General features: G+C 64.4%; 7 protein-coding genes and 1 pseudogene. 7 read left to right on the forward strand and 1 reads right to left on the reverse strand.

Annotated elements, in window-relative coordinates:
- Positions 1-558, forward strand: a complete 558-nt coding sequence (locus WMF31_RS42100; protein ID WP_436607496.1) for a hypothetical protein — start codon at positions 1-3, stop codon at positions 556-558.
- Positions 559-594: 36 nt separating this feature from the next.
- On the forward strand, positions 595-3,102 hold the full coding sequence (locus WMF31_RS42105; RefSeq protein ID WP_436607497.1) for an RHS repeat domain-containing protein: 2,508 nt from the start codon (positions 595-597) through the stop codon (positions 3,100-3,102).
- 302 nt (positions 3,103-3,404) lie between these two features.
- Here the strand turns inward: WMF31_RS42105 and WMF31_RS42110 are convergent.
- Positions 3,405-4,207 (reverse strand): annotated as a pseudogene (locus WMF31_RS42110) (IS5 family transposase).
- A 606-nt stretch (positions 4,208-4,813) separates the two neighbouring features.
- Here WMF31_RS42110 and WMF31_RS42115 point away from each other — a divergent pair.
- From WMF31_RS42115 to WMF31_RS42135, 5 genes are all read left to right on the forward strand, one after another.
- A complete protein-coding gene (locus WMF31_RS42115; protein ID WP_436607498.1) occupies positions 4,814-8,053 on the forward strand; it encodes an RHS repeat domain-containing protein in 3,240 nt (1,079 codons plus the stop codon).
- 2 nt (positions 8,054-8,055) lie between these two features.
- Positions 8,056-8,595, forward strand: a complete 540-nt coding sequence (locus WMF31_RS42120) for a hypothetical protein (protein WP_129356195.1) — start codon at positions 8,056-8,058, stop codon at positions 8,593-8,595.
- Positions 8,585-11,494, forward strand: coding sequence for an RHS repeat domain-containing protein (locus tag WMF31_RS42125; RefSeq protein ID WP_436607499.1), 2,910 nt, complete (start codon positions 8,585-8,587; stop codon positions 11,492-11,494). Before WMF31_RS42120 ends, WMF31_RS42125 begins: the two co-directional genes overlap by 11 nt.
- Positions 11,495-11,507: 13 nt before the next feature.
- Positions 11,508-12,116: a hypothetical protein gene (locus tag WMF31_RS42130; protein WP_436607500.1), complete on the forward strand. Its 609-nt coding sequence runs from the start codon at positions 11,508-11,510 to the stop codon at positions 12,114-12,116.
- A gap of 107 nt (positions 12,117-12,223) precedes the next feature.
- Complete coding sequence (locus WMF31_RS42135) at positions 12,224-14,248, forward strand: RHS repeat domain-containing protein (protein ID WP_436607501.1); 2,025 nt, start codon at positions 12,224-12,226, stop codon at positions 14,246-14,248.
- Positions 14,249-14,876 lie beyond the last annotated feature (628 nt).

A 14,876-nucleotide genomic window follows, 5' to 3' on the forward strand; every position in this document is an offset into this window, starting at 1 on the left:
TTGGAGAACGATGAGTTCGGCCGGCTGAGCAAGGTCTGGAGCGCGGAGGAACTGGACGCGCTGGGTGCTGCGGGGGAGCCGACGGTCGGGTTCGAGTACGCGTTGCAGTCGGACCTGTCGGTGGCGCTGCCTGCGTGGGCGAAGACGAGCCACAAGGACGTGCAGCACCCGGGCGACCCGATCGTGACGGTGACGTTCGCGGACGGTCTGGGGCGGGTGCTGCAGACCAGGAAGGACCTGGAGCGGGACACGGGCACGGGGACCGAGGTGGGGATGAGCGTGAGCGGGGCGGTGGCGTTCGACGCGCTCGGTCGCGTGGTGGACCAGGGGCAGCCGGTGTTCAGCGTGGAGCCGGACACGGCGTTCGTGGCGGTGGAGATGCTGCGCCCGACGCACATGCAGCACGACGTGCTGTCGCGGGTGCGGCTGGTGGAGCGGCCGGACACGAACGGGTCGGACGGGTACGCGCGGACGGCGATCGAGCACGACCTGTCGATGTTCGAGGGGCGGCTGCTGTTCGAGGAAATGGTGATCGACGCGAACGCCCCTCCATCTTGAAGGCGCTGCTCAGACGTCGGTGGCCGGATCGGGGTGGTGGAGGAGTTCAACCGGATCGAGGGGGTGGAGCGGCAGATCGTGACGCGGTACGAGCACAACCCGCTCGACGAGCTGGAGCGTGTAACGGACGCGAACGGGAACGTGACGCAGGCGGCCTACGACACGGTGGGCCGCATGGTGGAGCTGGTGAGCCCGGACGCGGGGCGGACCGAGTGGCGGTACGACCTGGTCGGCAACCTGCGCGCGAAGCAGGACGCGGAGCTCGCCCAGCGGGGGCAGCTCATCCGGTACGAGTACGAGCACAACCGGCTGAGGAAGATCGACTATCCGGTGACGGAGGATGTCGTCTACACGTACGGGAAGCCGAACGAGGGCGGCGACGCGAAGGGCAACCGGGCCGGGCGGGTCAAGGAGGAGACGAGCGCGGCGGGGACGCGCAGCTACGGGTATGATCGATACGGCAACGTGGCGGAGCTGACGGCGGAGTTCCCGAGGCTGCGCGAGCCGCACCGGGGGCCGTACGAGGCGACGATGCGGTACGCGTTCGACGCGCTGGGGCGGATGCAGGAGCTGCGCTTCCCCGGGTCGGGCGAGGAGGTCGTGCGCTACGGGTACGATCACGGCGGGCTGCTCATCACGGCGACCGGCGAGAACCAGGGCATCAATCAGCAGCGCCCGAACGAGCCGAGGACGACGGAGTACCTGAGGCACATCGGGTACGACGAGCACGGGCAGCGGGTGCGCATGGTGGCGGGCAACGGAGTCGAGACCCGGTACCGCTACGACGAGTCGACGCGAAGGCTGGAGGACGTCGACGCGGACCACCAGAGCGCGCAGATGCGGTGGATGGGGCGGGCGCCGAGGCCGTTCCAGCGGCTGCGCTACCGGTATGATCTGGTCGGCAACATCCTGGAGCTGAACAACGAGGTGCCGCTGGACGAGAGCCTCGGCGGCAGCGTGATGGTGGCGGCGACGCAGCAGAGGTTCCAGTACGACGACCTGAATCAGCTCACGGACGCGTCGGGGATCTACCAGGAGCGGGGCAACGAGCAGGAGCGGTACAACCTGGGCCTGAAGTACGACGTACTCGGGAACGTGGAGGAGAAGGGCCAGGAGGTCGCGAAGTACGCCTCCGATGGCCGCGGCGGCTGGAACAAGCAGTACGAGATCCGGGAGAGCACGTACCGGAACGCGTATCGGTACAACGGCCCGAGGCCGCACGCGCCGAGAGAGGTGGACGAGTACGTGGTCGCGGAGTCGCAGCCGCGGCTGCGGGAGCTGCGGTACGACGCGAGCGGTCGCCAGATCGAGTGGCGGTACCGGGGCAGTCCTCAGCGCAGCCTGGAGTGGGACGAGGATGGTCGTCTGGTCCTGGTCAAGGAGAACACCCAGGAGATCTCGCGGGCGCTGTACGACGGTGCGGGCGAGCGGCGGGTGCACCTGCACCGGGTCGCCGGGGAGGAGGAGACGGCGTACGTCGACCAGCACCTGGTGCTGCGGAACGGGCAGTACGCGACAAAGCACATCTTCGCGGGGGAGACGCGGATCGCGAGCAAGCTGGACGCGGACTGGCTCCCGGTGCCTCCGGTGCTGTACTACCACCCGGACCACCTCGGGAGCACGCAGTACGTCACGGACGCGGACCAGGCGCTGAGCCAGCACGCGGAGTACCTGCCGAGCGGGGAGCTGTGGGCCGACCAGACGGACTCGCGGTTCCAGAACCGGCAGCCGTACCTGTTCAACGGCAAGGAGCTCGACCTGTCGACGGGGCTGTACCACTACGGAGCGCGGAGCTACGAGCCGCGGCTCGGGGTGTGGTTGAGCCCGGATCCGATCCTGGACCAGTACATGCGGGGCGCGCCCAACGGCGGACTCTACGAGCCGGTGAATCTCGGGCTCTATACCTATGCGCGAAACAACCCCGTCATCTATGGGGATCCGGATGGCCGCTCGTGGTTGACGAAGGTGATCAAGGTCGGCCGAAAGCTGCTCAAGGGGGCGGACGCTGCTGATGCCTTCGCGGACAATATTCAGGACGTCAAGACGGTTGTCGATCCGAATGCATCCGTGGTTGATAAGCTCATCGCAGGGGCCTCGCTTGCTAGCGAGTTCTTGCCGGTCAGCGCCAGCGATTTGAAGGATGTCAAGCGCGCCATTGACGGGGCGGACGCCGTTCGGGATGCGACGAAGAAGGCTGAAAAGACAGACGCCGGCCGAGCTGCGGCACGAGCTGCGCGCGACACGAAAGCTACAGAACTGGGGCCTCTCAGGCCACCGGAGCGACCTGCGGCAGTCACTGGTGGTTATAATACGGAAACCGGTCAGGTTGCGACTGGGTGTTCCGGAGGAGGTTTGTGTGCCGAGGACCGAGTTGTGGAAGCTCTGGGTAATGACCCAAGCAAGGTAAAGTTTACCGAGGCCGTTCGTCCAAGACGCGGCGGCGCTCCATTTAGAGAGGTTCCAGTATGTGTCAGATGTGAGATGAAGTATGGGCGTGATCCATTTCCTGAAAAAACGCAGTTTGCCTCCGATAAGGTGAAGTAGCATGGAATGGGAAATGTCTCGTCATGACTGGGTAAGCTTGCGTGCAGAAGGAGGCGCAGAGCATATTCCACGAGCTCTTAAGGAGCTTGAATCCGCATCTACAGAAGATGAGGCTCTGCATGCGTATTGGAAGATCGATAACTGTGCCGTTGTGCAGGGGCGCGTGTATCAATCGGCTGTTGCCACTGTGTCGTGTCTCCTGGGAGTGCTGCTTCGATGTACTGATGTTGCTCGTTGCTACGTCCTTGAGCTCCTCGTTCAGATCGGAGGAGGTGAGACTGCGCCGTCTGAGCTTAGAGCGCCTAACAAAACCCGGCCTGGATATGGCAGAGGCAGATCAGGCACACGGCGAGCTGGAGGAACGCTCGGTGAATATCGGCACGGCGTTCATACCGCACAGTCAAGCGCCGAAAGCGGCGGAGCCATGCGATCGTCCGTTCGACGACCCAGCGGTAACGGCCGAGCTTCTCCGACGACTCGATGCCCTTGCGAGCGATGCGGGGCACGATGTGGCGCAGATGGCAAGCCAAGCGCAGGGCCGGGTCGTCGTAGGCCTTATCGGCGTGCAGTTTCTTGGGGCGGCGCCGCGGTCGGCCGCAAGGCCGCGCGATCGTCGGTACCGCATCCACCATAGGCGTGAACATCTTCGAGTCATGGACGTTCGCCGGCGTCATCTCGACGGCGAGCGGGATACCATTCTGATCGACCAAAATGTGATATTTCGTGCCCGGCCGGCCGCGATCTGTGGGGTTCGGGCCAGTCTCTTCACCCCCCTTTTTGCCGGAACCAGCGAGGCATCCAGCGCAGCACGCTCCCAGTTGATCTTGTCGGCCCCGCCGAGCTCATCCAGCAATGCCTTGTGGAGCTGACCCCAGACGCCAGCCTGCTGCCAGTCGCGCAACCGGCGCCAGCACGTCATGCCGCTGCAGCCGAGCTCTTGCGGGAGATATTCCCAAGGAATCCCCGTTTTCAGCACGAACAAGATCCCCGTCAGGGCGATTCGATCAGGCGTGCGCGGCCGGCCGCCCTGCGGCTTCGGCTCCGCCTTCGGCAATAGAGGTTCGATTCGCTCCCAGAGTTCGTCCGGCACCAACAGCTTGCCCACGCGTGCAATCTAATGCGCGTACCGTTTGTCTCAAGCGAGCGGGCGCTCGAGCGAGGTCGGCGGGCTATTGTTAGGCGCTCTTATGTTGGGAGAAGTCGATCTTGTTGAGCGGTGTCTGAGGGAGATTTCTCGAGGGTTTTCGATCTATGTTGATATTCTAGAGCGCGGTAGTGGTGATGAGCGTGGTTTCTGTGTAGATTTACTTGGTTTGTCGTGTAGGGTGGATACTGATTTGAGAGAGCGGGTTCGCTGGTATTTCCGAAAGCTTTTGTTAGAGTCTGCTGATGAAGGAATGCGAAAGCTTGTGTCGAGCTGGTTTGAGGAGATAGGGGCTTCCTGCTGACGTGTCAGCCCATCGGATTTCATGCCGGGTGCAGCGCCGGTTGCCTGTTCCCATCGCGAAGGAGGAAGCGATGGCGACGAGAGTGAAGCGGGCCGAGCGGGTGGAGGGATTCGAGCAGAGCGGCCGGAGTGCCGAGAGGCTCGCGCGGTGCGAGGTGTACAAGCCGAAGCAGCTGTACTGGTTTCACTGGAAGCTGCGGGCTGATTGCTCCCCACAGTGCTCGGCACCGTCGTTAGAGGCATCGCACCTTTCTGCTGGTGCACGTGCTGGTCGACATTTCGCCGGTCGGGGTGGAGCCCGTGCTGCGTGAGGAGGAGTTGGGCGCCGCGGAGGAGCCGACGGTCGGGTTCGAGTACGCGTTGCAGCCGGACCTGTCGGTGGCGCTGCCTGCGTGGGCGAGGACGAGCCACAAGGACGTGCAGCACCCGGGCGACCCGATCGTGACGGTGACGTTCGCGGACGGGCTGGGGCGGGTGCTGCAGACCAGGAAGGACCTGGAGCGGGACACGGGCACGGGGACCGAGGTGGGGATGAGCGTGAGCGGGGCGGTGGCGTTCGACGCGCTCGGTCGCGTGGTGGACCAGGGGCAGCCGGTGTTCAGCACGGAGCCGGACACGGCGTTCGTGGCGGCGGCGATGCTGCGCCCGACGCACATGCAGCACGACGTGCTGTCGCGTGTGCGGCTGGTGGAGCGGCCGGACACGAACGCGCCGGACGGGTACGCGCGGACGGCGATCGAGCACGACCTCTCGATGTTCGAGGGGTGGCTGTGGTTCGAGGAGATGGTGATCGACGCGAACGGCAAGGTGCGCAATACGTACCGGGATGTCGGTGGCCGGATCGGGGTGGTGGAGGAGTTCAACCGGATCGAGGGGGTGGAGCGGCAGATCGTGACGCGGTACGAGCACAACCCGCTCGACGAGCTGGAGCGTGTAACGGACGCGAACGGGAACGTGACGCAGGCGGCGTACGACACGGTGGGCCGCATGGTGGAGCTGGTGAGCCCGGACGCGGGGCGGACCGAGTGGCGGTACGACCTGGTCGGCAACCTGCGCGCGAAGCAGGACGCGGAGCTCGCCCAGCGGGGGCAGGTCATCCGGTACGAGTACGAGCACAACCGGCTGAGGAAGATCGACTATCCGGTGACGGAGGATGTCGTCTACACGTACGGGAAGCCGAACGAGGGCGGCGACGCGAAGGGCAACCGGGCCGGGCGGGTCAAGGAGGAGACGAGCGCGGCGGGGACGCGCAGCTACGGGTATGATCGATACGGCAACGTGGCGGAGCTGACGGCGGAGTTCCCGAGGCTGCGCGAGCCGCACCGGGGGCCGTACGAGGCGACGATGCGGTACGCGTTCGACGCGCTGGGGCGGATGCAGGAGCTGCGCTTCCCCGGGTCGGGCGAGGAGGTCGTGCGTTACGGGTACGATCACGGCGGGCTGCTCATCACGGCGACCGGCGAGAACCAGGGCATCAATCAGCAGCGCCCGAACGAGCCGAGGACGACGGAGTACCTGAAGCACATCGGGTACGACGAGCACGGGCAGCGGGTGCGCATGGTGGCGGGCAACGGGGTCGAGACGCGGTACCGCTACGACGAGTCGACGCGGAGGCTGGAGGACGTCGACGCGGACCACCAGAGCGCGCAGATGCGGTGGATGGGGCGGGCGCCGAGGCCGTTCCAGCGGCTGCGCTACCGGTATGACCTGGTCGGCAACCTCCTGGAGCTGAACAACGAGGTGCCATACGACGAGAGCCTCGGCGGCAGCGTGATGGTGGCGGCGACGCAGCAGAGGTTCCAGTACGACGACCTGAATCAGCTCACGGACGCGTCGGGGATCTACCAGGAGCGGGGCAACGAGCAGGAGCGGTACAACCTGGGCCTGAAGTACGACGTCCTCGGGAACGTGGAGGAGAAGGGCCAGGAGGTCGCGAAGTACGCCTCCGATGGCCGCGGCGGCTGGAACAAGCAGTACGAGATCCGGGAGAGCACGTACCGGAACGCGTATCGGTACAACGGCCCGAGGCCGCACGCGCCGAGAGAGGTGGACGAGTACGTGGTCGCGGAGTCGCAGCCGCGGCTGCGGGAGCTGCGGTACGACGCGAGCGGTCGCCAGATCGAGTGGCGGTACCGGGGCAGTCAGCAGCGCAGCCTGGAGTGGGACGAGGATGGTCGTCTGGTCCTGGTCAAGGAGAACACCCAGGAGATCTCGCGGGCGCTGTACGACGGCGCGGGCGAGCGGCGGGTACACCTGCACCGGGTCGCCGGGGAGGAGGAGACGGCGTACGTCGACCAGCACCTGGTGCTGCGGAACGGGCAGTACGCGACGAAGCACATCTTCGCGGGGGAGACGCGGATCGCGAGCAAGCTGGACGCGGACTGGCTCCCGGTGCCGCCGGTGCTGTACTACCACCCGGACCACCTCGGGAGCACGCAGTACGTCACGGACGCGGACCAGGCGCTGAGCCAGCACGCGGAGTACCTGCCGAGCGGGGAGCTGTGGGCCGACCAGACGGACTCGCGGTTCCAGAACCGGCAGCCGTACCTGTTCAACGGCAAGGAGCTCGACCTGTCGACGGGGCTCTACCACTACGGGGCGCGGAGCTACGAGCCACGGCTCGGGGTGTGGTTGAGCCCGGATCCGGTGCTCGCCGACTACATGACCGGCAGGATCAACGGGGGGGTGTACCGGCCGATCAACATGGGGCTGTACACGTACACCTGGAACAACCCGCTTGTGCTCACGGATCCCACGGGGCAATGGCCGACAGCAGAGGAAATCGAAGCGGGCCTGGCGCGTGCAGGGGACACCGTGCTCGGCTTCTCGTACGGATTTGTGCTCGGCGCGACTCCCGTCGTCGGCAATATGGCCGGGTTCCTCCCGCCCCCGCGAGACACAGAGTCGTTTCGACTCGGCATGGGCGCGGGGCAGATCGCAGGTGGCGTCGTTCAGATGGCCGCAGGCGGAGCGATCGCCGGAGGATCGGCTGCCGGCGGCGTCGCGGCGACGGTCGGCTCGGGCGGAACGGCGGCGCCTGTAGCGGTCCCGGTCGCGGTGGCAGGCGTCGAGGCGGCGGGGGTGCTCATTGCAAGCGGCAGTGCCGCTGTCATGCAGGGCGCCGTGACCATGCAGATGGCGGCTACGGGTGGAAACAAAGGAGGGAGTAGCGCTGCCGGAGGACAACTGAAGTGGGGTAACCCCAAAAGTGTACCTACCTATGGGCACTCGTTTGAGAGGCATGGGGCAGGGGCGAAGAATACCGCCAGGCTCACTGGTCGAGCGGCAGGTACTAAGGAACCGCAGGGACAATGGTTAGATAACGATGCGGCTGCAACGTTCCTCGCGGAGCAGAGGTCATCTATAGCTGAGGTCAAGGCTGTTGAGATTCCCAAAGGTCTAGGGCAAGTCGTTCGTTCTGACGGTGCGATAGTGCCTGCTACTAAGGCCGTTTTGGTGCCTGCGCCGAACGGCGGATATAAAACCGCATATCCGATAGAGTGAACATGGGGTTTGTGATTCAGTTGGTTGTTCCGCGTTGCGTTCGTTTGGTCGAGGAGGAGGTGCGGATCTACGATAATGAATTGGACGATGTTAGGTCAATAATCCACGATGTTTGCTCTGTGATTCATGATATTCCAGGTGTTGAGTTTCGTGTTGCGATCTGTTCCGATGAATTGTGGCCAGTGACGGTGGACACAGATCTGTGTGTGGTCATGGAGCAACTTCCTGATGTTATTCGTGGTATCAAGGCTGGTGCGTTGGCTAAGTTAGACTTTTACGAGCAAGGAATCGAGCAAAGCGTCGCGTTTCGGGTGGATGGTAGCATTGTGGTGGTGGAATGTCGTCGTCTTGTCGACCCTGATAGGCACCCGAAAGGTGTGACCGTTGTTCCGGTGGCTTACGTGTTGAGCTCGTTGTGTGGGCTCGCTACGGAGTTCGTTCGAGTTGGTCGTTTTGTTTGCCCCGTTGCGACTAGTCACCCTTGGTTCGTGGATTGGTGTAGGGGTCTGATGCCGCTGTTAGGACGGGGCGGTGGCACTTGACGCGCTCGTTCGCGTGGAGGACCAGGGGCAGCCGGTGTTCAGCACCGAGCCGGACACGGCGTTCGTGGCGGTGGAGATGCTGCGCCCGACGCACATGCAGCACGACGTGCTGTCGCGGGTGCGGCTGGTGGAGCGGCCGGACACGAACGGGTCGGACGGGTACGCGCGGACGGCGATCGAGCACGACCTGTCGATGTTCGAGGGGCGGCTGCTGTTCGAGGAAATGGTGATCGACGCGAACGGCAAGGTGCGCAACACCTACCGAGACGTCGGTGGCCGGATCGGTGCGGTGGAGGAGTTCAATCGGATCGAAGGGGTGGAGCGGCAGATCGTGACGCGGTACGAGCACAACCCGCTCGACGAGCTGGAGCGTGTAACGGACGCGAACGGGAACGTGACGCAGGCGGCCTACGACACGGTGGGCCGCATGGTGGAGCTGGTGAGCCCGGACGCGGGGCGGACCGAGTGGCGGTACGACCTGGTCGGCAACCTGCGCGCGAAGCAGGACGCGGAGCTCGCCCAGCGGGGGCAGCTCATCCGGTACGAGTACGAGCACAACCGGCTGAGGAAGATCGACTATCCGGTGACGGAGGATGTCGTCTACACGTACGGCGCGCCGAACGAGGGCGGCGACGCGAAGGGCAACCGCGCCGGGCGGGTGAAGGAGGAGACGAGCGCGGCGGGGACGCGCAGCTACGGGTATGATCGATTCGGCAACGTGGCGGAGCTGACGGCGGAGTTCCCGAGGCTGCGCGAGCCGCACCGGGGGCCGTACGAGGCGACGATGCGGTACGCGTTCGACGCGCTGGGGCGGATGCAGGAGCTGCGCTTCCCCGGGTCGGGCGAGGAGGTCGTGCGTTACGGGTACGATCACGGCGGGCTGCTCATCACGGCGACCGGCGAGAACCAGGGCATCAATCAGCAGCGCCCGAACGAGCCGAGGACGACGGAGTACCTGAAGCACATCGGGTACGACGAGCACGGGCAGCGGGTGCGCATGGTGGCGGGCAACGGGGTCGAGACGCGGTACCGCTACGACGAGTCGACGCGGAGGCTGGAGGACGTCGACGCGGACCACCAGAGCGCGCAGATGCGGTGGATGGGGCGGGCGCCGAGGCCGTTCCAGCGGCTGCGCTACCGGTATGACCTGGTCGGCAACCTCCTGGAGCTGAACAACGAGGTGCCATACGACGAGAGCCTCGGCGGCAGCGTGATGGTGGCGGCGACGCAGCAGAGGTTCCAGTACGACGACCTGAATCAGCTCACGGACGCGTCGGGGATCTACCAGGAGCGAAGCAACGAGCAGGAGCGGTACAACCTGGGCCTGAAGTACGACGTCCTCGGGAACGTGGAGGAGAAGGGCCAGGAGGTCGCGAAGTACGCCTCCGATGGCCGCGGTGGCTGGAACAAGCAGTACGAGATCCGGGAGAGCACGTACCGGAACGCGTACCGGTACAACGGCCCGAGGCCGCACGCGCCGAGAGAGGTGGACGAGTACGTGGTCGCGGAGTCGCAGCCGCGGCTGCGGGAGCTGCGGTACGACGCGAGCGGTCGCCAGATCGAGTGGCGGTACCGGGGCAATCATCAGCGAAGCCTGGAGTGGGACGAGGATGGTCGTCTGGTCCTGGTCAAGGAGAACACCCAGGAGATCTCGCGGGCGCTGTACGACGGCGCGGGCGAGCGGCGGGTGCACCTGCACCGGGTGGCCGGGGAGGAGGAGACGGCGTACGTCGATCAGCACCTGGTGCTGCGGAACGGGCAGTACGCGACGAAGCACATCTTCGCGGGGGAGACGCGGATCGCGAGCAAGCTGGATGCGGACTGGCTCCCGGTGCCTCCGGTGCTGTACTACCACCCGGACCACCTCGGGAGCACGCAGTACGTCACGGACGCGGACCAGGCGCTGAGCCAGCACGCGGAGTACCTGCCGAGCGGGGAGCTGTGGGCCGACCAGACGGACTCGCGGTTCCAGAACCGGCAGCCGTACCTGTTCAACGGCAAGGAGCTCGACCTGTCGACGGGGCTCTACCACTACGGGGCGCGGAGCTACGAGCCGCGGCTCGGGGTGTGGTTGAGCCCGGATCCGATCCTCGACCAGTACATGCGGGGGGCGCCGAACGGTGGTGTCTACAGCCCGTCGAACCTCGGGTTGTACACCTATACAGGCAATAACCCCGTCCTGTGCATCGACAAGGATGGCCGGTTCGCTTGGGTCGCTGTCGCCGCCGTTGCCGTCGGCGTGCTTTTAACGCCGCAGTACGCTAACGCACCCGGGCACAATGAGCCCATCCATGACAGCAAGTCGGGCATCGAGCTCGGCTACGAGATGGCTCAGGGCTCCCTCACAGCATACGGCGCGATGAGCAACCCTGCCGGGTTTGCTCAGGCGTACATGCAGCAGCAAGCGATAGCGACGCTCAAAGACGCAGCGGACACCGTCGATCCGAGCGGGACGCTTCGGGGGGCCATCGAGAAAGTCGAGCCTGTCGCCTCGATGATGGCACCGGGGGGCAAAGGAGGCGGGTTAAAGCTTGGTGTCAAGGCCAGCGCCCCCAGGGCGCCAAAGGCAACAAAGCCAGATGGCTACGCAGGGCGATACGGGGACGGAACCCTGGTGAAGGAGAGCCAGCGACCCCCGCACGTGAGTGGTCCGGATCCGGCTGCAGCGGGGCGGCCTCACACGGTCTTGCGATGGGACGCGAACGGTCGACTTTACGGCGCCAAGGAGTTCGGCGATGGGGGCATGCATCCCACCAGGGACATAAGCTTCACCCAGCCGACGTTTCCTAACGGAGCCGTACGTCCAGGGCATGGGTCTCCTCCTACTGCCCATCCGTACTTGCCCAATGCAACGGGAGGTTCACCAAAGCGAGGTAAAGAGGGCCCCCTGAATCCGTAGCTCGGAGGACGCCATGAACCAAGAGATTAGCCGACTCGGTTGTGTGCTGAAATATAGAATTATGTCTGATTCCTACATCGAGAAGCGCTCATTCCTGTGCTCGAAGGCGTGGGCCATAGCCGCGGCGGCTGCTTCCGAGAGGTTCTACTGCGAGTTCTTTACCTTTCCCGGCTGGACGTCGCCTGATGATATGTTGGATTTTGGGCGTGTCTGGAGGCGATTCCCCCTGACGGACTACAGTGCTCTCTGCGTGCAGATTAATTCATCTCCCATCGACGACACGCTCGGAGATTCGGTTTTTGATTTGCTCCCGGAAATGCTGTTAGAGCAGGTTCGCGCAGACCTTCCTCGAATCGCTTGCCTCGACGATGCTCCCCATGGCGATTGGCCTCGCTCGATGAAGAGTGTCCTCGACACGCCGCTGCCACGGCTGCTCGACGGCATCGTCCTCGATCGCAGCGTCGAGAGCTGTGCGTTGATCTACGGCGATGTGAACTATGAAACGGACGCTATCGTCTGCGAGCCGAGTCGGATGGTCGCCATTCTTATGCTTCATCTGGCGCTGCAATGCCACGAGCCATTGCTAGTCGTGTCGGCGCGACAAGACGGTAGTTCCGGATGAGCACGGCGCCGCAGATCGATCCCGAGCGAGCGGTGAGCACACTCGTCGTGGATGCCTCGGCTTGGGCTGCGGCCTCCGAGCACGGGGACGCGACTGTCCCTGGATCTGTGCTACTCGAACACGAGGGCGCGATCGTCGCTGCGTCGCGCGTACGGCGGGCTCGGGAGGAGACGAGTGCGAGGGGGACGCGCAACTACCGGTACGACCGCGGCGGGCTGCTCATCACGGCAACCGGCGAGAACCAGGGCATCAATCAGCAGCGCCCGAACGAGCCGAGGACGACGGAGTACCTGAAGCACATCGGGTACGACGAGCACGGGCAGCGGGTGCGCATGGTGGCGGGCAACGGGGTCGAGACCCGGTACCGCTACGACGAGTCGACGCGGAGGCTGGAGGACGTCGACGCGGACCACCAGAGCGCGCAGATGCGGTGGATGGGGCGGGCGCCGAGGCCGTTCCAGCGGCTGCGCTACCGGTATGACCTGGTCGGCAATATCCTGGAGCTGAACAACGAGGTGCCATACGACGACAGCCTCGGCGGCAGCGTGATGGTGGCGGCGACGCAGCAGAGGTTCCAGTACGACGACCTGAATCAGCTCACGGACGCGTCGGGGATCTACCAGGAGCGGGGCAACGAGCAGGAGCGGTACGACCTGGGCCTGAAGTACGACGTCCTCGGGAACGTGGAGGAGAAGGGCCAGGAGGTCGCGAAGTACGCCTCCGATGGCCGCGGCGGCTGGAACAAGCAGTACGAGATCCGGGAGAGCACGTACCGGAACGCGTATCGGTACAACGGCCCGAGGCCGCACGCGCCGAGAGAGGTGGACGAGTACGTGGTCGCGGAGTCGCAGCCGCGGCTGCGGGAGCTGCGGTACGACGCGAGCGGTCGCCAGATCGAGTGGCGGTACCGGGGCAGTCAGCAGCGCAGCCTGGAGTGGGACGAGGATGGTCGTCTGGTCCTGGTCAAGGAGAACACCCAGGAGATCTCGCGGGCGCTGTACGACGGCGCGGGCGAGCGGCGGGTACACCTGCACCGGGTCGCCGGGGAGGAGGAGACGGCGTACGTCGACCAGCACCTGGTGCTGCGGAACGGGCAATACGCGACGAAGCACATCTTCGCGGGGGAGACGCGGATCGCGAGCAAGCTGGACGCGGACTGGCTCCCGGTGCCGCCGGTGCTGTACTACCACCCGGACCACCTCGGGAGCACGCAGTACGTCACGGACGCGGACCAGGCGCTGAGCCAGCACGCGGAGTACCTGCCGAGCGGGGAGCTGTGGGCCGACCAGACGGACTCGCGGTTCCAGAACCGGCAGCCGTACCTGTTCAACGGCAAGGAGCTCGACCTGTCGACGGGGCTGTACCACTACGGAGCGCGGAGCTACGAGCCGCGGCTCGGGGTGTGGTTGAGCCCGGATCCGATCCTGGACCAGTACATGCGGGGCGCGCCCAACGGCGGACTCTACGAGCCGGTGAATCTCGGGCTCTATACCTATGCGCGAAACAACCCCGTCATCTATGGGGATCCGGATGGCCGCTCGTGGTTGACGAAGGTGATCAAGGTCGGCCGAAAGCTGCTCAAGGGGGCGGACGCTGCTGATGCCTTCGCGGACAATATTCAGGACGTCAAGACGGTTGTCGATCCGAATGCATCCGTGGTTGATAAGCTCATCGCAGGGGCCTCGCTTGCTAGCGAGTTCTTGCCGGTCAGCGCCAGCGATTTGAAGGATGTCAAGCGCGCCATTGACGGGGCGGACGCCGTTCGGGATGCGACGAAGAAGGCTGAAAAGACAGACGCCGGCCGAGCTGCGGCACGAGCTGCGCGCGACACGAAAGCTACAGAACTGGGGCCTCTCAGGCCACCGGAGCGACCTGCGGCAGTCACTGGTGGTTATAATACGGAAACCGGTCAGGTTGCGACTGGGTGTTCCGGAGGAGGTTTGTGTGCCGAGGACCGAGTTGTGGAAGCTCTGGGTAATGACCCAAGCAAGGTAAAGTTTACCGAGGCCGTTCGTCCAAGACGCGGCGGCGCTCCATTTAGAGAGGTTCCAGTATGTGTCAGATGTGAGATGAAGCATGGGCGTGATCCATTTCCTGAAAAAACGCAGTTTGCCTCCGATAAGGTGAAGTAGCATGGAATGGGAAATGTCTCGTCATGACTGGGTAAGCTTGCGTGCAGAAGGAGGCGCAGAGCATATTCCACGAGCTCTTAAGGAGCTTGAATCCGCATCTACAGAAGATGAGGCTCTGCATGCGTATTGGAAGATCGATAACTGTGCCGTTGTGCAGGGGCGCGTGTATCAATCGGCTGTTGCCACTGTGTCGTGTCTCCTGGGAGTGCTGCTTCGATGTACTGATGTTGCTCGTTGCTACGTCCTTGAGCTCCTCGTTCAGATCGGAGGAGGTGAGACTGCGCCGTCTGAGCTTATGTTGGGAGAAGTCGATCTTGTTGAGCGGTGTCTGAGGGAGATTTCTCGAGGGTTTTCGATCTATGTTGATATTCTAGAGCGCGGTAGTGGTGATGAGCGTGGTTTCTGTGTAGATTTACTTGGTTTGTCGTGTAGGGTGGATACTGATTTGAGAGAGCGGGTTCGCTGGTATTTCCGAAAGCTTTTGTCAGAGTCTGCTGATGAAGGAATGCGAAAGCTTGTGTCGAGCTGGTTTGAGGAGATAGGGGCTTCCTGCTGACGTGTCAGCCCATCGGATTTCATGCCGGGTGCAGCGCCGGTTGCCTGTTCCCATCGCGAAGGAGGAAGCGAT

The organism is Sorangium sp. So ce1036 (assembly GCF_051369805.1).
Lineage (GTDB): Bacteria > Myxococcota_A > Polyangia > Polyangiales > Polyangiaceae > Sorangium > Sorangium cellulosum_F.

What these genes read in the sequence shown, in the direction of transcription:
- WMF31_RS42120 (WP_129356195.1), top strand. Translation starts at nt 8,056, where the DNA reads ATGGGGTTTGTGATTCAGTTGGTTGTTCCGCGTTGCGTTCGTTTGGTC.
- WMF31_RS42130 (WP_436607500.1), top strand. Translation starts at nt 11,508, where the DNA reads ATGAACCAAGAGATTAGCCGACTCGGTTGTGTGCTGAAATATAGAATT.